This window comes from Pseudomonas petrae, from assembly GCF_021728295.1.
GTDB classification, from domain to species: domain Bacteria; phylum Pseudomonadota; class Gammaproteobacteria; order Pseudomonadales; family Pseudomonadaceae; genus Aquipseudomonas; species Aquipseudomonas petrae.
In genome coordinates this window covers 173,394-193,392 of the sequence record NZ_JAKJXE010000004.1, presented here as the reverse complement: position 1 = coordinate 193,392, position 19,999 = coordinate 173,394, and the positions used below count along the sequence as shown (strand labels likewise).

Below are 19,999 nucleotides of genomic sequence, written 5' to 3'. Positions count from 1 at the left end.
CTCGATATCGGGCATGTGCTCAGCCACCGCGCTGCTGTGCTCGCTGGGCATGAGCCCCGTCGCCTGGGCTGAAGAAATGCAGCTGGACGCGGTCAACATCGACGCCACGTCCCAGCCCGAGGTCAGCGAAACCGAGCACAGCCGCGACAGCTATCAGGCGCGCAAGGCGACCGTGGCCACGCGCACCGAAGCACCATTGGTGGAAGTCCCCCAGAGCGTCAACGTGGTGACCAACCGGGTCATCGAAGACCGTCAGCCGTCCAGCCTGGACGAGGCGATCAACGCGGTCAGCGGCGTCAAGCAGGGCAACACCCTGGGCGGCACCCAGGACGCGATCCAGAAGCGTGGTTTTGGCACCAACCGCGACAACTCGATCATGCGCGACGGCATGCAATCGGTGCAGGCGCGCAACTTCACCCCGACCACCGAGCGCATCGAAGTGCTCAAGGGCCCGGCGTCGATGCTCTACGGCGTGCAGGACCCGGGCGGCGTGATCAACGTGGTGACGAAGAAACCGCAACTGGTCGAAGCCCGTTCCCTCTCGGCGTTCGGCAGCAGTTTTGGCGGCGGCGGCGAGCAGATCGACCTGACCGGCCCGATCGGCACCAATGGCTTGGCTTACCGCGTGATCGCCGACAAGCAGAATTACGATTACTGGCGCAATTTCGGCAGCATCGATCAGTCGGTGATCGCGCCGTCGCTGGCTTGGTATGGCGACGACACCACGGTGTCCGTGGCCTACGAGCACATGGAATATTCGGTGCCCTTCGACCGTGGCACACAGATCAATACCAAGACCGGCAAGGTGCTGGACATCCCGCGCACCCGGCGCCTGGACGAGCCGTTCAACGTCACCACCGGCCGCTCCGATTCCCTCGACGTGCGCATGGACCATCGCCTCAACGACACCTGGACCCTGCGCACCGGCTACGCCTACAGCCGCAATTACTACAACGATTACCAGTCGCGCTTTATCTCGGCTAACTACAACACTGGTGCTGTAACCCGTCGCGGCGACGCCACCCGCGATGCCGTGCAGGTCGCGCACACGGCGACCGTCAGTGCACTGGGCAATCTGTACTGGGGTGACGTGCGCCACGAGGTGCTGATCGGCGCCGACTACATGAAGAACGACCGCGACCTGGGTGACTTGTACCGCAGCGCCAATAAAACCGACTTCAATTACAACGCGCCGGTGTACGGGGTGACTGCGGAGCCGAGCACGGTCAGCGCCGCCAACAGCGACCAGACCGATCACCTGCGCACCCACGCGTTCTTCGTTCAGGACGCCATGCACCTGGGCGAGAAGTGGATCCTGCAGACTGGCCTGCGCTACGACGCATTCGACGAGATGACCGGCAAGGGCCGGCCGTTCGTGGTCGGTGCCGATGTGAAGGACAGCAAAGTGGTGCCCCGCGTCGGGCTGGTGTACCTGATCCAGCCGGACTGGTCGGTGTACGGCAGCTACACCGAGTCGTTCCGGCCCAACACTTCGATTGCCTCGCCGATCGGCGACCTGCCGCCGGAGGAGGGCAAGGCCTACGAGATCGGCACCAAGTTCCAGAACGATGCCATCACCGCGACCGTGGCGCTGTTCAATATCAACAAGCAGAACGTGCAGACCAGCGAAGCGTGCGGCACCGAGACCTGCACGCGGGTGTCCGGCGAGGTGCGCGCGCGCGGGCTGGAAGCTGACATCACCGGGCAGTTGAACGAGTTTTGGAGTGTCACCGGCAGCTACGCCTACACCGACACGAAAGTGCTGGAGGACCCGATCCTCAAGGGTGAGCCGCTTGACGGCGTGTCCAGGCACACCGGCGCGGTGTACCTGACCCGTGACTTTGGGCACGTTGGCGTGGGTGATCTGCGCGCCGGTGCCGGTGCACGGTTTGCCAGCCGTTGGGGTGTCAACGATGGCGCGGGGAAGGAGTATTACCTGCCATCGTCGAAAGTCGCCGATGCGTTTGTGGCTTATAAAGTGAAGCTGGATGAGCGCGATGTGACGCTGCAGTTGAATCTGAAAAACGTGTTCGACGAGAAGTACTACACCTCGGCGAGCGGGTTGGGGTCGCCGGCGATTTCCATCGGCGAGCCGCGGCAATTGGTGGCGCGGGTGAAGCTGGATTTTTGATTTTCAGGTTTCAGCTCAAAATCAAGGGCGTCTGCCTGGGGGCAGACTGTTTCGCCTTCGGCGAGTTACTTGGAAAAGTCGAAAGTCGCACCACCCCCAAGTAACCAAGGGTGCTTGCTCCTGGTTGGGCCCTTCGTTCCTCAGGGTTCCTTCACTCCGGTCTCGCTCCGTGGGGCCATCCGCCATCCGCCATCCATGGCGGGGGGCGGCTCTCGCGGCATCCATGCCGCTCGGCCCACTGCGCGAGACCTGCGTTCAGCCTGCACCCAAGTCGCGATTGGTGGTGACTGAACTTTTTGTGTCTGAAGATCAAAAGCGTAGAGCAGATCAATGGCTTCCCGGCTGAAGCCGGTCCTACAGAGGTTGCCGCAGGTCCCACTGACTGCATGGGTTGTAGGACCGGCTTTAGCCGGGAAGAGGCCCGTTCAGACGCTGACATTCGATCGTTCCCACGCTCTGCGTGGTAACGCCGCCCCGGACGCTCTGCGTCCACCAGACGACGCACATTCAAGCCTGGCGAAGTGACGCGGAGCGTCACGGGATGCATCACCACGCGGAGCTTGGGGCGATCAACAACCGTCTACAAATCCGTGATCTTCAACGCCCCCGTTGCTATCCGCGCGGGCAGCTTCAATTGCGCACACAACCCGCCACCTTCCCGATTGGTCAAACTCAACGTGCCGCCCAGTGCAATCGTCAATTGCTGCGCAATCGCCAGGCCCAGCCCGGTACCGCCGGTGTCGCGGTTGCGTGAGCTTTCCACACGGTAGAAGGGTTTGATGACTTCCGACAATTCCCCTTCGGCAATCCCGGGGCCGCGGTCCAGCACGTGCAGCGTCAGGCTCTGGTCGGCGTGGGTCTGCACGTGAATCTCCGCCGCTCCGGCAAATTTCAACGCGTTGTCAGTCAGGTTCACCAATACCCGGCGCAGGGCGTGGGGGCGGGTGTCGATGACCGCGCCGGTCTTGCCGTTCAATTGCACGTCGCGCCCGACGTCCTGGTAGTCGAACACCAGGCTGTCGAGGAATGAATCCATGTCCACACGCCGCGCTGTCTCGGCCGAGGTGTCCATGCTGCGCGCATACGCCACGCCTTCCTGGACCAGGTGCTGCATCTCGCTGAGGTCGCTCCACAGCTTGTCTTTCTCGATACCGTCGTCCATGAACTCCGCGCGCAGTTTCATGCGGGTGATCGGGGTTTGCAGGTCGTGGGAGATCGCCGCCAGCAGTTGCATGCGCTCCTTCACGTACGTCGAGATCCGTTGCTGCATGGTGTTGAACGCGACAGCGGCAAAGGCCACTTCGGTTGGGCCGCTTTCATCCAGGCGAATGCCTTCGCCGTTCGGGTCGAGGTTGTCGACGGCGTGGGACAGGCGCGTCAGCGGACGGATCGCCGTACGTACGGCCAGCCAGGTGCAGACAAACAGCAGCACGAGTTGGCCGATCAACAACAACGGCAGCCAGGGGGACAGCGGCGTGATCTGCGGGCGCACGTCAATCGTCAGCGGATTGCCGTCCTTCAGCGTCAGATGCGCCTGATAGTGCGGGCGGCTGTCAGCGATGTTATTGAACGTCAGTGTGTAATCGTGACCCAGGCTGTCCTGCATCGAATGCACCGACATCGGCGCCTTGTCCATGTCCACCGGCGTACCGGTCTGGCCGGCGCCGAGGATGTAGCCGTAGGTCGGGTGTTCGAGGCGTGGCAGCCAGGCCTGACGTTCGTCGGCTGGCAGGCGTTCAAGAACGGCGACGGTGGTGCTGAGGTCGCGTTCCATATTGCCGAGCATCGTGGTCATCGCGCTCTCGTAGCGCTCGTAGAATTGCAGGCCGAACGACAACCCGTGGGCCAGCACCAGGCTGATCAGAAAAATCAACGAAAGCCGTGACGCCAGGGTGCGCGGCCATCCGAAGCTCAGCTTCATGGGCTTTCCCCGAGAATTTCCACGGCGTAAGTAAACACGTAACCCTCGTTGCGCACGGTCTTGATGTAGGCCGGGTCGCGGGCGTCGTCGGCCAGGCGCTGACGCAGACGGCTGACCAGCAAGTCGATCGAACGGTCGAACAGATCGGCGTCGCGGCCCTGGGTCAGGTTCAGCAATTGATCGCGGCTCAAGACCCGCTGCGGGTGATCGAGGAACGTGCGCAGCAGGCGGTATTCCGCGCCGCTGAGGGTGACCACGGTGCCTTGGGCGTCGAGCAAATGGCGGGCGGTGGTGTCCAGCTTCCATTTACCGAAGGCCAGCAAACGACCGGCTTCGGTGACGATCAGGTTGGGCGGCAGCATGCGGGTGCGGCGCAGCACGGCGTTGATCCGCGCCAGCAATTCCCGGGCCGCGAAGGGTTTCACCAAGTAGTCGTCGGCGCCCATTTCCAGGCCGATGATGCGATCGGTTTCGTCGCTGCGGGCGGTGAGCATCAGCACGGGCGTGGTCTTGTGTTTGCCGGTGCGCAGCTCGCGGCACAGCTGCAGGCCGTCGTCGCCCGGCATCATGATGTCGAGCACGATCAGGTCGACGGGCGTCGATTCCAGAAACGAACGCATCTGCCTGCCATCCGCCACCACCGTGGTGCGCAGGCCGTTCTTCTTCAGGTAGTTGCCCACCAGCTCTCGAATCTCGCGATCGTCATCGACAATCAGAATGTGATCGACGTGCTCCATTGCCGCAGCTCCCGTATTCATGTGTGTGGCACATCTTAACCAGTCACGCGTGACTTGCCTGCCGGGGTTTGTATTCCACTGTATCTGGCGCTGCCGGGCATACATGCGCATGCAAAAGGCGAGTTTTTCGGCGCGAATGTATCGCTGTGTATCTGCAGCGGGCTCTGACACGTAAGGATGATTTTCCGGCCGTTCGCGACACAAGCGAGATACCTGTGGGGCGTTCAATGGGACCCATCGAGACGACAGACATACACCGCCTCGAACCCTGACCGAATGACCCTTTGAATACCGGAGAACATCATGAACTGGAAGAACCTCAGCATCGCCACCCTGTTTGCCGCCCTGAGCCTCGGCGCTCTGACCGCACAAGCCCAGCCCGTCGCTCCACCGCACAACTACATGTACGGCGAGCACCTGGACATCGCCAAGGCCCTGTCCACCGAAGTCGATTCAACCCCGACCTGCGGCGTGGTCAATGCCCACCTGCGCTACCTCGATTCCCAAGGTCAGCAGCAGACTCTGAACTACGAAACCGTTGCCCAGAACTGCCCGCAGGACAACTGAGTCCAGGCCCAAGCGGGTGACGTGTCACCGGCCGCCCGGTTCGCTCATTGCCGTTGAAGATTTTGTGAGGATCACACCATGACACCGATCAAGACCACCTTGTCCGCCGTTGCTTTCGCACTCGCCGGTTTCGCTGTGCACGCCAACGCAGCCGTGCAGCACACCGGCGCCGATGAGCGCACCTGCTTCCAGCTCGCGCCGAAAGTCGCCGAAAACGGCTCCGACAAAACGCCGCTGGTGATGTGGATCGAAAGCCGCGGGCAGATGGTCGCGGAAGGCGGCTCCGAACACACCCGTTCGGGCATGGCGGGTGAGCAGCAGAGCCGGGTGTGAGGCCCGAGTAGACGGCGGTCTTTCGGGCCGTCCGTGGTAACGGCGACACGCAAGTGGGCGGTGATCGGGCGGCAGGAGTAAGCTGTGCTCCTTTTTGACTGCCCGCGCCCACGCGCCGCTCAGGACCTGACGCCCGCAATGAGATCACCCGCTGCCTTCGCGCCACCGCCGTCGCTGTTTCTGCCCCTGACCGAAGAGGTGTGCAAAGGCCTGGCCGCTGACGAATCGCTGGACGATTTCCTGAGCCAGGCGGGCCGCCCCCAACTCGCTGCACTGATGCTGCTGCTCAATCTCAATGCACTCGTCGCGCAACACACCGCCGTCGAACAGCTCGAACGCATGCTCGATGATGTACTGCGCGCGGCCGCTTCCGTTGAAGAAGCAGGCGGCCGGTTTGCCGATCTGGTGCGCGGCAGGTTCACCGCCGAACATCTGGCCGCAGGGCTCTCGGTGCTTGAAATCGCCGGCGTCAGTCTGCTCGAAAACGCTGACATCGAGCAGCAGGATTACCTCGACGGGGAAGGGCAGTGGGACTTCGGCTTTGGCCTGCGCCATCGCGCCACACTGGAGCCGCTGACCCGCGAGGTCGTGATGCCGTCCGGCGACGTCCTGCGTCTGAGTGATCAGCAGAGCCGGATCTTCGACGAGTTCAAGGTCTGCAACGAAGAGTCGTTCCACCTGCAGGCCTATGCCGGGGTGGGCAAGACGTACCTGCTGGCGAAGTTCTTCGAGGTCCTGGTCCCGGAAAAGACCTTGCTCATGGCGACGTTTCCGGGCCAGGTGGCCGCGCTTCAGGCTCGGGTGCGTCAGGCCAACCCCGACGCGCGAATCAACGCGTGCACCTTCGGTCACATGGCCAACCTGCTGCTTAACCGCGATCTCACGGCGCGCGGCTGGCGCAACACCGACATTCAGCGCACCGGCGCCAGCTCACTGGTCGATGACCGGCAAGTGGCGCAGTGGCTGAACCTGCAAGCGGTGGGCAAACTGCAGCCGCGGGAGGTGGCGCGGGTCTGCCGCAGTACCGTGCACAGTTTCAGCCTGTCGCCGCTGCCGAACATCGAGGCGCGGCATTTGCCGTCACTGGGGCATGCAGCGAGTCAGGCGGACATCGCCCTGCTGCTGGAATACAGCCGCCTGCTCTGGCGCGAGACGGTCAGGCCGTCGGCGCCGCACATTCGTCTGCCGATCCGCAACAGCCACCGGATCAAGTTTCTGGCGCTGACCAGTGAAGTGATCCCCGAGAACTACAGCCATATCATCATTGACGAAAGCCACGAACTGACAGCGCCGATGGTGCAGATCCTCGACCGCAGCCCCCAGGCGGTCATCACGCTGGGCGACGAATTCCAGCAACTCAGCGGCAAGACCCCGCGCCATGGCGGCTTCATTCGCCAGCGCTTCATGACCCAGTCGATTCGCGCCGGCAAGCAAATGGCCGACGTGCTCAACCCGATGATTCAGTTGCACCCCAGCGACATCAAAGAAGGCTTCGTCGGCCGCGCCCCTCACCCGACGCGGATCATCGGCCACGGCGTCATGCCTATTCCGGAGAAGCCCACCACCATTCTGGTCGCCAACGAATGGGGGCTGTTTGCCTGGTTCAAGCGCCTGACCGAAGCAGGCGCCCGCTTTGAAATGCCCGCGCGCACCCTTGAAAATCTCACGCTGTTCGTCAAAGGCCTGGACCTGCTCTACCGCGAAGACCTGCGCCCACAGCACCGGCTGATCTTCCGCTACGCCTATTGGGACGCGCTGGCCTCGGCCATGGGCGGCAGCCATGAATTCAAGGCGATGCACGAGTGGCTCGGGCAGGGCAACCGGCTGCAGGACTTCATCGACACCACCCAGCGTTTCTGCAACGACCCGGCCGCCATCCTCAAACTGGCGAAAGTCGAAGACGTGAAGAACCAGGAGTTCGACGCCGTGCTGCTCTCCCGCGACCTCATGCGCCCACCGCGCGAGGGCTCGACGCATTCCCTCGCCAGCGTATGTTCCCTGCTCTACACCGCCAGCTCCCGCGCCCGGCACGAACTGCTGCTGCCGGGGAACATGAATGACTGGTTGCAGGATTTGGGGCGTAAGTAGAGGGCGGACAACTCTCTTGGTAACGATCCGGTTTAAACGGGATTACCTTCGCGTATTTCCGGCGGTTCCTACATACAGGAACGATCCACGCTGACTTCATAACAGCTCATTCATCGGTAAATTTCTGATCGACCTCTTAGCGATCCAGGGACGAACCGTGAACAAGAGCGCTGTCTATGATGTACGGCCTGCCATCCTTAATTGCGACACCGCGCTGGGAAGAGCATTGGTGACCATGTTCAAGTCGGTCGAGAGCGAACTGACTTGTGAGAATGCCCCGAGTGCGGCGCTTACCGTCGTTATCTTTGGTGGATGCGCAGTGCATTTGTACACAAGTCATCGGGTATCCAGTGATGTCGATGCAGAGTTCTTTGCGCCCGAGTGGCCTTCAAGCATGGATTTGCAGGCTATGCTGGCGGCTGTCCCCCAGACATTCGTGGATGAGCGAAGCGGTCGTATAGTTGAATTGTCTTATGACCTCAACTTCACCTCGGGATTAGGCCCCTTGCATGAGGACTATCTGGAACGCGGAGTGCCGCTTGATGCATTCGGGCCGCTGTCGCCATTAAGCGTTCTGATAGCGTCGCCGGTCGATCTCGCAATTTCCAAGCTCGGACGCGGGACTGAGCAGGACATCAGCGATATTTTCGCCCTGCTGCGTACCGGTTTCATCCTTGCTGCCGAGTTTGAGCGTTTGGCCCTGCAGGCCATTGATTGCTATGTTGGCAATCACGAACCTCCCACATCCATCCTGACCAATATTTTGCAGGACTATCTGGAGACCACCGATGGACAGCCCGGTTGAGCGCCACTTACTTTCCGAAGCGATGGCCAGACTCGCTGATCACCCGCTGAGTCAGGCCGATGATGGCACGTTGGTGAGTCTGGCTCAGGAGGTGTGGTACGAGCACTCAAGCATGGAGTCAGAACTGCGCAGATTTCTCGCGAGCAATCCTGGCGAGCTGGCGGCGCGTCGGGTGGGGTATCTTCTGGAAAAGCTGACCCGGTTCCCCTGTGCGACTGACGAACGGGTGCGCGAAACCTTGCACGCGCTGAGTTTGCTCATGCAGCGTTTCCCGCGTCAGGGCGACGGCCCGCAAATTGCGGAGACTCGCCTGCGTGACCGTCGGGACGAGCTTGCGGTGTCATGGGGACTTAGCGAGGGTCTAGGGATGAAAGTACAGACGCTGCTGCCCTATCAGACGCGGCATTACGCGGCCGGACGCAACTCGGCTTTCGAATAGCCTGCACCCCGCTAATCCACGCTGAGTCCGATTCTTGGCGGGGAGGGAGTCCAGGAAAGCGGACTATCAAACGCGGCAGTCACCACCACGCCACTTCTTCGGACTCACCCCAAACCATCGTTTGAACGCTCGCGAGAACGCGCTGGTTTCCGAGTAGCCCAGCAGCGAGGCGAGTTGCGTGATGCTCAGGTTCTGCTGTTTGAGGTGGCTCAGGGCCGAGTCCTGGCGGATCTGGTCGACCAGCTGCGTGAAGCTGATGCCGCGTTCGCGCAGTTTTCGCTGCAGGGTCCATTCGGTCAGGCCGAGGGTGTGGGCGATGTCGTCCAGCGCCGGTTCGCCCAGGTGCAAGGTGGCGAGGATCGTCTGGCGGGCGCGGTCGAGGAGCGTGGCCTCGTGGCCGTTGCCTGTGCCGCTGCCGTTATCGCCCAGCTGACGGATCGCGTCCTTGATCAGCATCAGCAGGACCGGGTCGCTGCCGGGCATGGCTTTGCCCACGACGTCGCGCTTGGGAATCAGCAGTGAATTGCAGCCCTGCCCGAAACACACGTCAGCGCGGAATACGTCGCGGTGCTCGTGCCAGCCCTGGGGTTGGGCGTGCTCGAAGGCCACTTGGCGAGGTGCCCAGTCCGGGCCCAACACGTGGCGCACCAGATTCAGCGCCATGCCCATGGTCAGTTCGGCGTCCTGGCGGCGTTCGTTGATCGCGCCGTGGCGGACCTGATAATCGAAGCGGTAGCACTCGCCTTGATCGACCAGTTCGATCAGCGTGCTGTGCTGGTGGAACGGGAAGGCGGCGGAAAAGTTGATCAGCGCGTCTTCAAGCGTCGCCGAGCACAGGCCGATGTAGCCCAGCAGACCCAGCGCCTGGGGCCTAAATTGCTGGCCGTAACGCAGGCCGAAATTGTCGCAGCCGGTCTGGCTCGCGGCTTCTTCCAGCACTTTGCAGTAGTTGGTCAGGGGCAGGCTCAGGGTCGGGTGCAGCAGCTGCTCGGGGTCGATGCCGGCGCGGCCGAACACCCGGTCCAGATCACCGCCGTGCTGCACGATAAAGCCATCGAGCCCGTTGGCCGCAGCCGACAGCACGCCGCGATTGCTGGCGGCGGGCGTATTCGATGCGGCGGCGGGGACGAGGGTCTGGAGCATAGGGATGACGGCTCTGACGGTGTGTATGCCTATCGTGCAAGCAAATGTCATACCTTGTGCCCACGGTCAGCATCTTGTAGAAGCGCGCTTGCCCGCGATTTCCGGGTCATCGGGCAAAAATGTGTTGAATGCACCGAGGTCTTCGCGGGCAAGCGCGCTCCTACAGGGGGCTTGTTGCTACCCCGCGACTCATCTGCTGCCCCGGAAAACGGGAAGTCTGGTGCCACGCCGGTCAAGGAACATCGGCATTTTGTGACCTTCAATAACGCACCGGGCGCTTTTCACGCGCCAGCTTGGCGCGCCCCCGGCAGATAGACGGAAAACTTGACCGCAGATGACATACTGCGCGCCGTACGGTCAAGCCTTGGCCTGTCAGCTGTGACTATGCTCGACGTCAGACAAATACCGTCGCCTGGCTACCGGGGTACACGCTCATGACTGCTTCACAACTCAAACCGACCTTGGGAACCCTGCATTTGTGGGGACTGGCCGTGGGCCTGGTGATTTCCGGCGAATATTTCGGCTGGAGCTACGGCTGGGGCACCGCCGGGACGCTGGGCTTTCTGGTGACCACGCTGATGGTCGCGGTGATGTACACCTGTTTCATCTTCAGTTTCACCGAGCTGACCACCGCGATTCCCAATGCGGGCGGGCCGTTTGCCTACAGCCTGCGTGCCTTTGGCGTGACCGGCGGAATGATCGCGGGCCTTGCGACGCTGATCGAATTCGTCTTCGCCCCGCCGGCCATCGCCATGGCGATTGGCGCCTACCTCAACGTGCAATTCCCGTCCCTTGATCCAAGGATCGCGGCCATCGGCGCGTATTTCGTGTTCATGACCCTGAACATCCTGGGCGTAAGCATCGCCGCGACCTTCGAACTGGTGGTCACCATCCTGGCCGTCGCCGAACTGCTGGTGTTCATGGGCGTTGTCGCGCCGGGCTTCAGCTTCAGTAACTTCGTCCTGGGTGGCTGGGCCGGTTCCGACACCTTCAGCCTGCCGGCCGTCAGCGGCATGTTCGCGGCGATCCCGTTTGCCATCTGGTTCTTCCTCGCCATTGAAGGCGCGGCCATGGCGGCCGAAGAGGCCAAGGACCCGAAACGCACCATCCCGCGTGCTTACGTGGGCGGCATTCTGACCCTGGTTGTGCTGGCGATCGGCGTGATGATCTTCGCTGGCGGCGTGGGCGACTGGCGTACGCTGGCGAACATCAATGACCCACTGCCACAGGCAATGAAAGCCGTGGTTGGCGGCAACTCCAACTGGATGCACATGCTGGTGTGGATCGGCCTGTTCGGTCTGGTCGCCAGCTTCCACGGCATCATCCTCGGTTACTCTCGGCAGTTCTTCGCCCTGGCGCGGGCGGGCTTTCTGCCAGCGAGCCTGGCGAAACTGTCGCGCTTCCAGACGCCGCACCGCGCCATCCTCGCGGGCGGTGTGATCGGCATCATCGCGATCCTCAGCGACGGCGTGATCAACCTGCAGGGCATGACGCTGACCGCCGCGATGATCACCATGTCGGTGTTTGGCGCTATCGTGATGTACATCATCAGCATGCTCAGCCTGTTCAAGTTGCGCCGCAGCGAACCGAACCTCGAGCGCAGCTTCCGCGCGCCGGGTTATCCGGTCGTGCCGGGCATCGCCCTGGTGCTGGCGGTGGTGTGCCTCGTCGCCATGGTCTGGTTCAACCTGCTGATCTGCGCCATATTCATCTGCCTGATGGCCGTGGGCGCGCTGTTCTGCAAAATGGTCCGCGGGCGCAGTGCGGCGGTCGCGGTCACCGGTTAATCACGCGGTTCGATAAAAGAGGTGTGCATGAGTTTTTCCCACAGCATCGGTGGCATGGTCTGGCGCTTCGACAGCCTGCGGGAACTCATGGCCAAGGCCAGCCCTGCGCGCTCCGGCGACTTCCTGGCAGAAGTGGCCGCCAGCAGCGATGCCGAACGTGCGGCGGCGCAGATGGCCTTGGCCGACGTGCCGCTCAAGCAGTTCCTCACCGAAGCGCTGATTCCCTACGAAGAGGATGAAGTCACCCGCTTGATCGTCGACAGCCATGACCGCGCGGCCTTTGCCCCGGTCAGCCATCTCACGGTCGGCGGCTTTCGCGACTGGCTGCTGGGGGACGACGCCACTGAAGTCAGCCTCAAGGCGTTGGCGCCGGGGTTGACCCCGGAAATGGCAGCAGCGGTGTCGAAGATCATGCGCGTGCAGGATCTGGTGCTGGTGGCGCAGAAGATTCGTGTCGTCACTCGCTTTCGCAACACCGTCGGCCTGCGTGGGCGCATGTCGACCCGGCTGCAACCCAATCACCCCACCGACGACCCGGCCGGCATCGCCGCCAGCGTGCTCGACGGTCTGCTCTACGGCAACGGCGACGCCATGATCGGCATCAACCCGGCCACCGACAGCGTCAGCGCCATCAGTGAACTGCTGAAAATGCTCGACGGCGTCATTCGTCATTACGAGATTCCCACCCAGTCCTGCGTGCTCACCCACGTCACCTCCTCGGTCGCGGCCATTGAGAAGGGTGTGCCGCTGGATCTGGTGTTCCAGTCCATCGCCGGTACCGAAGCGGCCAACAGCGGTTTCGGCATCAGCCTGGAAATCCTCCGAGAAGGCTACGAAGCCGGGCTGAGCCTCAAGCGCGGCCCGCTGGGCATTAATCTGATGTACTTCGAAACCGGGCAGGGCAGCGCGTTGTCGGCCAACGCTCACCACGGCGTCGATCAACAGACCTGCGAGGCCCGCGCCTACGCCGTCGCGCGGCATTTCAACCCGTTTCTGGTCAACACCGTGGTCGGCTTCATCGGCCCGGAATACCTGTACAACGGCAAGCAGATCATTCGCGCGGGGCTTGAAGATCACTTTTGCGGCAAGCTGCTCGGCGTGCCCATGGGCTGCGACATCTGCTACACCAACCATGCCGAAGCCGATCAGGACGACATGGACGTGCTGCTGACCTTGCTCGGCGTCGCCGGGATCAATTTCATCATGGGCATTCCGGGGTCGGACGACGTGATGCTCAACTACCAGACCACCTCGTTTCACGACGCCCTGTATGCACGCAAGACCCTCGGTCTGCGCCCGGCGCCGGAGTTTGAGGAATGGCTGACGCGCATGGACATCCTGCGCCAGGATGACGGCGGCGTGCGGCTGGGGCAGGGCGTGCCGCCGCTGTTCCGCAAGGCGCTGGCGCAACTTAATTAGCCGCTGATCAGCAGTTCAGATAAGGGCTTGAGCCATGAGCGATGACAAGAAATCACCCGCACACGCCGATGCCTGGCAGCAGTTGCGCTCGCTGACCTCCGCGCGTATCGCCCTCGGGCATGCGGGTACCAGCCTGCCGACGGCGGCGCAGCTGGATTTCCAGTTCGCCCACGCCCAGGCTCGCGACGCGGTGCACCTGGCGTTCGATCACGCGGCGCTGGCCGAGCAACTGGCGGGCCGGTCCCGCGAGACGCTGACCCTGCAAAGCTCGGCAACCGACCGCAATGTGTATCTGCAACGGCCCGATCTGGGGCGGCGTTTGTCCGACGCTTCGGCTGAGCACCTTAGGGATTACGCGGCTGCGCACCCTGAAGGCTTCGATCTGGCACTGGTGGTCGCAGACGGCTTGTCTGCGCTGGCGGTGCAGCGTCACAGCCCGGCGATGCTGGAGCGTATTGACGAGATGGCGGCGGCGGAGGGCTGGAGCCTGGCGCCAGTGGTGCTGGTGGAACAGGGTCGCGTCGCCGTCGCCGATGAAATCGGTGCACTGCTCAAGGCGCGCATGGTGGTGATCTTGATCGGCGAACGACCGGGCCTCAGCTCGCCGGACAGCCTCGGCCTGTACTTTACGTACGCGCCGCGCGTGGGCCTGAACGATGCTGCGCGCAACTGCATTTCCAACGTGCGCCTTGAAGGCATGAGCTACGCGATGGCGGCGCACAAGTTGCTGTACCTGATGCGCGAAGCCTGGCGCCGGCAACTGTCCGGCGTGAGCCTGAAGGACGACGCGCAAGTGCCGGTGCTGGAAGCGGGCGAGGGCGGCCGGCCGGGGAATTTTTTGCTGGGACCTTGATCGTGCCCACGCGCTGCGTGGACATGCATCCTGTGACGCTCCGCGTCACCTTGTGCACGGCTTGAATATTCGGCGTGTTCTTTGACGCCTTCCCGGCTAAAGCCGGTCCCACATCTTAGGTCACCGCCAGTGCGACTGGATGCACGCGTTGCTTTTAGTGGGACCGGCTTCAGCCGGGAAGAGGCCAGCACATCCGCGGCATCTCCACAGGCAGAGACACCGCTTTCCCGGCTAAAGCCGGTCCTACGAGGTGCGCGGTGTCACCCCCCTTTTAGACTCATTTGCTAGGCTGCTCCCACCACTCCCGAGAGCGCTGCCCCATGCCCACCGCCGACCTGAATCCTGCCTTCACGCATTTCCTGCACGAATTCTGGCTAGCCCTCGGCGGCCAAACCCCCTATCTCGATCATCTTCAGATCACCGGCGAAGGCGGGCTGGCGTCGGCATTTCCGGTCACCGATTTCGCCACAGCCGCCATCGCTGCCGCGCATCTTGCGGTGGCCGAGTTGATTGAGCAGGCCCACGGCACGCTGCCGCCGATCACGGTTGATCGGCGCCTGGCCTCGTTCTGGTTCTCGACCTCACTTCAGCCCCAAGGCTGGTCGCTGCCGGCGCAGTGGGACGCGGTGGCGGGGGATTACCGCGCGGCGGATGGCTGGATTCGATTGCACACCAACGCGCCGCACCATCGTCAGGCCGCACTCTCCGTGCTGAAAACCGCCCCCGAGCGCGACGCGGTGAGTCAGGCCGTGCTGCGCTGGAAGGCCAGTGAGCTGGAAAGCGCGGTGGTCGACAATCGGGGTTGTGCCGCCGCGATGCGCAGCGCCTCGGCCTGGCGCGATCATACCCAGGGTCGCGCCGTCGCTGCCGAACCCTTGCTGCATCGCGTAGAGGCCACAGCGGGACCGGCTGCATCGCATCAGTCAAACCCTGCACGACCCGAATGGATCGTGCCGCGTGAACGTCCCTTGCACGGCATCCGCGTGCTCGACCTCACGCGCATTCTGGCCGGCCCGGTCGCGACGCGGTTTCTCGCCGGGTTCGGCGCCGACGTGTTGCGCATCGATCCCCCTGGCTGGGACGAGCCCGGCACCGTGCCGGAGGTGGTGCTCGGTAAACGCTGTGCGCGGCTGGACCTGCGCGACCCTGGCGATCGCGCGGTGCTGGAGGGCTTGCTCAGCGAAGCAGACGTGATGATCCATGGTTACCGCGCCGATGCCCTGGCGCGCCTGGGCCTCAGCGCCGAACGCCGCCGCGCGCTCAATCCCGGTCTGGTGGATGTATCGCTTAACGCGTATGGCTGGACCGGCCCGTGGCGCGAGCGACGTGGCTTCGACAGCCTGGTGCAGATGAGTTGCGGCATCGCCGACGCCGGCAGGGTCGCAGCGAGAAGTGATCGGCCTGTGCCGCTGCCTGTGCAGGCGCTGGATCACGCCACGGGGTATTTGATGGCGGCCGCAGCCGTGCGCGGTCTGACTCAACGACTGACCACCGGGCAAGGCGTTCAGAATCAGGCATCCCTGGCGCGCACCGCGTTATCGCTGATGTCGTTTGCCCCAACCGAGGCGCAGCCTACACCGCTGCTACCGCTGCTACCGCTGAATCCGAGCGACTATTCCGACGCCATCGAGCACACCGCGTGGGGCCCGGCGCTGCGCCTCAAATCGGCCGGGGTGATTGAAGGCACGCCGACGCACTGGGATTTACCGGCGAGCGCACTGGGCAGCGCCGATGCCAGATGGCAATGACCCACGCGGCTTAACGGCACATCAGCGGCCTGCAATCATCAGGTCCAGATTCTGCACCGCCGCCCCGGCCGCGCCCTTGCCCAGGTTGTCGAACACGGCCGCCAGCAACACGTGGCCCTCGTTCTCGAACACCATCAGCCGCAGGTTATCGGTGCCGTTGAGCTGGCGGGGGTCGATCCCGGTCAGCGCGCGCGACTGCTCCATCGGCATCACTTCGACAAACCTGCTGCCCTGATAATGCTCAGCCAGCGCGGCATGAAGCGTCGTCCCAGTCACGCCTTGGGGCAGCAAGCGCGTTTGCAGCGCGATGGTCAGCACGATGCCCTGACGAAACGCGCCATACGCCGGAACGAACACCGGCCGCTCGCTCAACCCGCTGTACTGCTGGATTTCCGGAACGTGCTTGTGCGCGAGGCTCAGACCGTAGACCTGAAAAGGCACCGCCTGCGCGACATCTGGCCCCTCAAACTCATCGACCCCCGCGCGGCCTTTGCCCGAATAGCCCGACACCGCATTGATGCTGATCGGGTAATCGCGCGGCAGCAGTCCCGCCTCCAGCAACGGCCGCAACAGACCGACTGCACCGGTGGGGTAGCAGCCCGGATTGCTGACACGGCGGGCTGTGGCGATGCTTCGTTTTTGCGCTTCACTCATCTGCGCGAAGCCGTAGACCCAGTCGGGATGGGTCCGGTGCGCAGAGCTGGCGTCGATGACCCGCACGTCCGGGTTGGTGATGCTCGCTGCCGCATCGCGGGCAGCATCGTCTGGCAGGCACAGCACGGCAATGTCGCAGGCGTTGATCGCGGCGGCGCGGCTTTGCGGGTTCTTGCGAAGCTCGGCCGCAAGCGTGACCACGTGCAGGTCGGTGCGGCCTTGCAGGCGCTGGTGAATTTGCAGGCCGGTGGTGCCTTGGTCGCCGTCGATGAAAACTACAGGAAGTGACATGGGTTATGGATTCCGCAACAGGTCGTCAATGACCGCCATCTTCAAGCGCACTCATGGATAGCGAAAGTTGAATTTGATGACGGTACACTTCAGCTTTTCTGAAGGAGGGCTTCGTCTGTGCGGGAAATCAGTCTGGATCGTTTGCGCACCTTGGTGGCCATCGCCGATCACGGGTCGTTCGCCGAAGCGGCGCGGGTGCTGAATCTCGCGCCGCCGACGGTCAGCCTGCACATTGCCGACCTGGAGCAACGGGTGGGCGGCGTGTTGCTCGCGCGTACCCGCGGTCGGGTTCAGCCTTCGGCCATCGGCGACACGCTGATCGAGCGCGCGCGGCGCTTGCTGGCCGATGCCGAGCAGGCGCTGGAAGACGTCGAGCGTCAGGTCAAAGGGCTGGCCGGGCGGGTTCGACTGGGCGCGTCAACCGGCGTCATCGCGCAATTGCTGCCCCAGGCGCTGGAAACCCTGGAGCAGTTGCACCCGGGCATCGACGTGCAGGTTGCGGTGCTGACGTCGCAACAGACCCTGCAAAAGCTCACGGACGGCAGCCTGGACATCGGCGTGATTGCGCTGCCCCAGGCGCCGGTCAAGGGTCTGTTGATTCAGCCGTGGCGGCGCGACCCGGTGATGGCGTTTCTCCCGGCGCGCTGGGACTGTCCGCCGGTGATCACGCCGTCATGGCTCGCCAGTCAGCCGCTGATTCTCAACGACGCCACCACGCGGCTGTCCCGCCAGGTGGCCGAGTGGTTTGCCGGTGAGGGGCCGCAGCCGACGCCGCGCATTCAGCTCAATTACAACGACGCGATCAAGAGTCTGGTAGGGGCGGGCTATGGTGCGACGTTGCTGCCCCACGAGGCGTCCACGCCCGCGCCGGAAAGCCGCATTGTCATGCGCCCGTTGCAGCCGGCGTTGTGGCGGGAGTTGGGGATTGCGCACCGGGCCGGAAGCGTCGAACGCTCGACCGGGTATGTGCTGGAAGTGTTGCAGGAGCTGGAGGCGTTGTAGCGGTGGGGGGATGTAGCGGGACGTGCTGTCGCCGACCGGCGCGTGATCCTGTCAGGCGCGCGGTCGGCTACAACGCTGCATTCAGCCCGTCAGAACTTGAACGCCTGGCGGCCGATCAGCAGCCATTGGCCTTTCTGTTTCTGCCAGATCTGAAAGTTTTCGATCTCGGTCGGCACGACCTTGCCACTGTTCACGGCCTCGGCCGAGAAGTGGTTGCGCACCAGTGCGACGTCGCCGTTCATGTTGATTTTCTGGTTTTTCATTTCCAGGGTATTGAAACCGCTGCGACCGGTTTCGATGTCGGCGATGAACTCTTCCTTGTTCTGCACCTTGCCGCTGGAGTGTCCGTAGGTGACGTTGTCGGAGGTGAGTGCTTTGAGATCGTCGATCTTCTTGTGCAGCATCGCCTGAGTCATTTTGTCGACGGCCTTGGCGACGTCTTGCTCTTCGGCAGAGGGGGCGGCGGCCACGAAGCCTGAAAACAGGCACAAGAAGCCGAGGGTCAGTTTGAGTCTGGTCATGGGTGCATCCCTTTTTTATTGTTGATGGAGGCGTCATGCAGAGGCCATTTTCGATGAAAAGTGGCTTTGTACGTCGTCGTACAACTGCGCCGCTCAGGCTAGCTCACAACGGTCGTGTTGGAAAGGGAGCGTTTGAACGTGGGGCGCTGTCGCGGCGCGGCTCGATACAGGCTGGCGAAATACTGCTTTACTGAGGGCTCGGCGCGGCACGTTCAGGCGCTCGCTTTCGCGCCTGTGGCCGCTGACATATCGATGAGGATGCGCACAGATGACCCGTCTCACCGCCAAAGATTTCGCCCCGGAATTGCTTGAGCTTTATGACTATTACGTTCACGGCAAGATCAACCGCCGCGAGTTTCTTGATCGTGCGGCGGTGTTCGCCGTGGGCGGGCTGGCAGCGACGACTATTCTGGCCTCGCTGAGCCCCAATTACGCCTTGGCCGAGCAGGTCGAGTTCACCGACCCGGACATCATTGCCGAGTACATCACCTATCCGTCGCCCAAGGGTCATGGCCAGGTGCGCGGGTATCTGGTGCGGCCGGCGAAGGCCGATGCCAAAGTCGCGTCGGTGCTGGTGGTGCATGAGAATCGCGGACTCAATCCCTACATCGAGGACGTCGCCCGCCGTGTGGCCAAAGCGGGTTTTATCGCGTTGGCGCCTGACGGCTTGTCATCGGTCGGGGGCTATCCAGGCAATGACGACAAGGGCCGCGAGCTGCAGCAGAAGGTCGATCCCGAAAAGCTGATGAACGATTTTTTTGCCGGCATTGAATGGCTGATGGCTCACCACGCTTCCACTGGCAAAGTCGGGATCACCGGGTTTTGTTATAGCGGGGGTGTCTCCAATGCCGCTGCCGTGGCTTATCCGGAGTTGGCTGCGGCGGTGCCGTTTTATGGTCGCCAGCCCAAGGCTGAAGATGTCAGCCGGATCAAGGCGCCGTTGTTGTTGCATTACGCAGAGCTCGATAAGCCGATCACTGATGGTTGGCCGGCGTATGAAGCGGCATTGAAGGCGGCGGGAAAAACCTACGAGGCTCATATTTATAAGGGGGCCAACCATGGGTTCCACAACGACTCGACGCCGCGTTATGACGATGCTGCCGCGACATTGGCGTGGAACCGGACGGTGGATTGGTTCAAGAAGTATTTGGTCTGAGGTCAGGCCGGGAGAAGATCAAGAGCGTCTGCCTGGGGGCAGACTGTTTCGCCTTCGGCGACTTACTTTTGAAAAGCACCAAAAGTAAGCAAAAGTGCCTGCTCCTGGTTGGGCCCTTCCTTCGTCAGGGTTCCTTCACTCCGGTCTCGCTCCGTGGGCCCGCGCCGAACGGACATCCATGTCCTGACGGCGCTCTCGCGGCATCCATGCCGCTCGGCCCACTGCGCGAGACCTGCGTTCAGCCTGCACCCAAGTCGCGTTCTGTGGTGTTTGGGCTTTTTGTGCTCGAAGATCAAAAGCAGATCACAAGCTTCCCGGCTGAAGCCGGTCCTACTAAAGGCACGCGCTGCTTTTAGTGGGACTGGCTTCAGCCGGGAAGGGGCCAGTGTGTTCGCCACCACTTT

17 protein-coding genes are annotated in these 19,999 nt (G+C 62.8%); 12 read left to right on the top strand and 5 right to left on the bottom strand.

Annotated features, from left to right (window positions below; all coding sequences use genetic code 11):
- Positions 1-4 precede the first annotated feature (4 nt).
- The gene (locus L4G42_RS08600; protein ID WP_237260778.1) at positions 5-2,131 is read left to right on the top strand and encodes a TonB-dependent siderophore receptor; all 2,127 of its coding nucleotides are present in this window, start codon (positions 5-7) and stop codon (positions 2,129-2,131) included.
- Between the two features lie 580 nt (positions 2,132-2,711).
- On the opposite strand, the gene L4G42_RS08595 is transcribed toward L4G42_RS08600, so the two are convergent.
- The gene (locus L4G42_RS08595; RefSeq protein WP_237251372.1) at positions 2,712-4,052 is read right to left on the bottom strand and encodes an ATP-binding protein; all 1,341 of its coding nucleotides are present in this window, start codon (positions 4,050-4,052) and stop codon (positions 2,712-2,714) included.
- Complete coding sequence (locus tag L4G42_RS08590; protein ID WP_237251371.1) at positions 4,049-4,789, bottom strand: response regulator; 741 nt, start codon at positions 4,787-4,789, stop codon at positions 4,049-4,051. The genes L4G42_RS08595 and L4G42_RS08590 overlap by 4 nt, the downstream gene beginning before the upstream one ends.
- Before the next feature lie 303 nt (positions 4,790-5,092).
- Here L4G42_RS08590 and L4G42_RS08585 point away from each other — a divergent pair, with 303 nt between their 5' ends.
- The 5 genes from L4G42_RS08585 (at position 5,093) to L4G42_RS08565 (ending at position 9,021) form a co-directional block, all read left to right on the top strand.
- Positions 5,093-5,356, top strand: a complete 264-nt coding sequence (locus L4G42_RS08585; protein WP_237251370.1) for a DUF2790 domain-containing protein — start codon at positions 5,093-5,095, stop codon at positions 5,354-5,356.
- A 78-nt stretch (positions 5,357-5,434) separates the two neighbouring features.
- Positions 5,435-5,689 carry a hypothetical protein gene (locus L4G42_RS08580; protein WP_237251369.1) on the top strand — a complete coding sequence of 85 codons (255 nt, stop codon included), beginning with the start codon at positions 5,435-5,437 and terminating at the stop codon, positions 5,687-5,689.
- A gap of 138 nt (positions 5,690-5,827) precedes the next feature.
- Entirely contained in the window at positions 5,828-7,777 is a 1,950-nt protein-coding gene (locus tag L4G42_RS08575; protein ID WP_237251368.1) for an AAA family ATPase, read from the top strand.
- Positions 7,778-7,934: 157 nt separating this feature from the next.
- Positions 7,935-8,582: a DUF6036 family nucleotidyltransferase gene (locus tag L4G42_RS08570; RefSeq protein ID WP_237251367.1), complete on the top strand. Its 648-nt coding sequence runs from the start codon at positions 7,935-7,937 to the stop codon at positions 8,580-8,582.
- Complete coding sequence (locus L4G42_RS08565; RefSeq protein WP_237251366.1) at positions 8,566-9,021, top strand: hypothetical protein; 456 nt, start codon at positions 8,566-8,568, stop codon at positions 9,019-9,021. Before L4G42_RS08570 ends, L4G42_RS08565 begins: the two co-directional genes overlap by 17 nt.
- Before the next feature lie 66 nt (positions 9,022-9,087).
- Here the strand turns inward: L4G42_RS08565 and qhpR are convergent, their stop codons facing one another.
- Positions 9,088-10,164: an AraC-like transcriptional regulator QhpR gene (gene qhpR, locus L4G42_RS08560; RefSeq protein WP_237251365.1), complete on the bottom strand. Its 1,077-nt coding sequence runs from the start codon at positions 10,162-10,164 to the stop codon at positions 9,088-9,090.
- Between the two features lie 434 nt (positions 10,165-10,598).
- Between qhpR and eat the strand changes: the two genes are divergently transcribed.
- The 4 genes from eat (at position 10,599) to L4G42_RS08540 (ending at position 15,971) form a co-directional block, all read left to right on the top strand.
- Complete coding sequence (gene eat / locus L4G42_RS08555) at positions 10,599-11,951, top strand: ethanolamine permease (protein ID WP_237251364.1); 1,353 nt, start codon at positions 10,599-10,601, stop codon at positions 11,949-11,951.
- A 27-nt stretch (positions 11,952-11,978) separates the two neighbouring features.
- The gene (locus tag L4G42_RS08550) at positions 11,979-13,370 is read left to right on the top strand and encodes an ethanolamine ammonia-lyase subunit EutB (protein WP_237259933.1); all 1,392 of its coding nucleotides are present in this window, start codon (positions 11,979-11,981) and stop codon (positions 13,368-13,370) included.
- A 34-nt stretch (positions 13,371-13,404) separates the two neighbouring features.
- Positions 13,405-14,223, top strand: a complete 819-nt coding sequence (eutC, locus tag L4G42_RS08545) for an ethanolamine ammonia-lyase subunit EutC (protein WP_237251362.1) — start codon at positions 13,405-13,407, stop codon at positions 14,221-14,223.
- A 320-nt stretch (positions 14,224-14,543) separates the two neighbouring features.
- Positions 14,544-15,971 carry a CoA transferase gene (locus L4G42_RS08540; protein WP_237251361.1) on the top strand — a complete coding sequence of 476 codons (1,428 nt, stop codon included), beginning with the start codon at positions 14,544-14,546 and terminating at the stop codon, positions 15,969-15,971.
- Positions 15,972-15,992: 21 nt separating this feature from the next.
- Here the strand turns inward: L4G42_RS08540 and argC are convergent, their stop codons facing one another.
- Positions 15,993-16,916 (bottom strand): N-acetyl-gamma-glutamyl-phosphate reductase, encoded by a 924-nt coding sequence (gene argC, locus L4G42_RS08535; RefSeq protein ID WP_237251360.1) that lies wholly within the window; start codon positions 16,914-16,916, stop codon positions 15,993-15,995.
- A 117-nt stretch (positions 16,917-17,033) separates the two neighbouring features.
- On the opposite strand from argC, the gene L4G42_RS08530 reads away from it, so the two are divergent.
- Positions 17,034-17,918, top strand: a complete 885-nt coding sequence (locus L4G42_RS08530) for a LysR family transcriptional regulator (protein ID WP_237251359.1) — start codon at positions 17,034-17,036, stop codon at positions 17,916-17,918.
- A gap of 89 nt (positions 17,919-18,007) precedes the next feature.
- Here the strand turns inward: L4G42_RS08530 and L4G42_RS08525 are convergent, their stop codons facing one another.
- Complete coding sequence (locus tag L4G42_RS08525) at positions 18,008-18,439, bottom strand: nuclear transport factor 2 family protein (RefSeq protein ID WP_237251358.1); 432 nt, start codon at positions 18,437-18,439, stop codon at positions 18,008-18,010.
- 268 nt (positions 18,440-18,707) lie between these two features.
- Between L4G42_RS08525 and yghX the strand changes: the two genes are divergently transcribed.
- Positions 18,708-19,595 carry a YghX family hydrolase gene (gene yghX / locus L4G42_RS08520; RefSeq protein WP_237260758.1) on the top strand — a complete coding sequence of 296 codons (888 nt, stop codon included), beginning with the start codon at positions 18,708-18,710 and terminating at the stop codon, positions 19,593-19,595.
- Positions 19,596-19,999 lie beyond the last annotated feature (404 nt).

Coding starts and splice junctions, on each gene's coding strand:
- L4G42_RS08540 (WP_237251361.1), top strand. CDS start 14,544: ATGCCCACCGCCGACCTGAATCCTGCCTTCACGCATTTCCTGCACGAA.
- L4G42_RS08590 (WP_237251371.1), bottom strand. CDS start 4,789: ATGGAGCACGTCGATCACATTCTGATTGTCGATGACGATCGCGAGATT.
- L4G42_RS08595 (WP_237251372.1), bottom strand. CDS start 4,052: ATGAAGCTGAGCTTCGGATGGCCGCGCACCCTGGCGTCACGGCTTTCG.
- L4G42_RS08585 (WP_237251370.1), top strand. CDS start 5,093: ATGAACTGGAAGAACCTCAGCATCGCCACCCTGTTTGCCGCCCTGAGC.
- eutC (WP_237251362.1), top strand. CDS start 13,405: ATGAGCGATGACAAGAAATCACCCGCACACGCCGATGCCTGGCAGCAG.
- L4G42_RS08575 (WP_237251368.1), top strand. CDS start 5,828: ATGAGATCACCCGCTGCCTTCGCGCCACCGCCGTCGCTGTTTCTGCCC.
- L4G42_RS08550 (WP_237259933.1), top strand. CDS start 11,979: ATGAGTTTTTCCCACAGCATCGGTGGCATGGTCTGGCGCTTCGACAGC.
- yghX (WP_237260758.1), top strand. CDS start 18,708: ATGACCCGTCTCACCGCCAAAGATTTCGCCCCGGAATTGCTTGAGCTT.
- qhpR (WP_237251365.1), bottom strand. CDS start 10,164: ATGCTCCAGACCCTCGTCCCCGCCGCCGCATCGAATACGCCCGCCGCC.
- eat (WP_237251364.1), top strand. CDS start 10,599: ATGACTGCTTCACAACTCAAACCGACCTTGGGAACCCTGCATTTGTGG.
- argC (WP_237251360.1), bottom strand. CDS start 16,916: ATGTCACTTCCTGTAGTTTTCATCGACGGCGACCAAGGCACCACCGGC.
- L4G42_RS08580 (WP_237251369.1), top strand. CDS start 5,435: ATGACACCGATCAAGACCACCTTGTCCGCCGTTGCTTTCGCACTCGCC.
- L4G42_RS08565 (WP_237251366.1), top strand. CDS start 8,566: ATGGACAGCCCGGTTGAGCGCCACTTACTTTCCGAAGCGATGGCCAGA.
- L4G42_RS08525 (WP_237251358.1), bottom strand. CDS start 18,439: ATGACCAGACTCAAACTGACCCTCGGCTTCTTGTGCCTGTTTTCAGGC.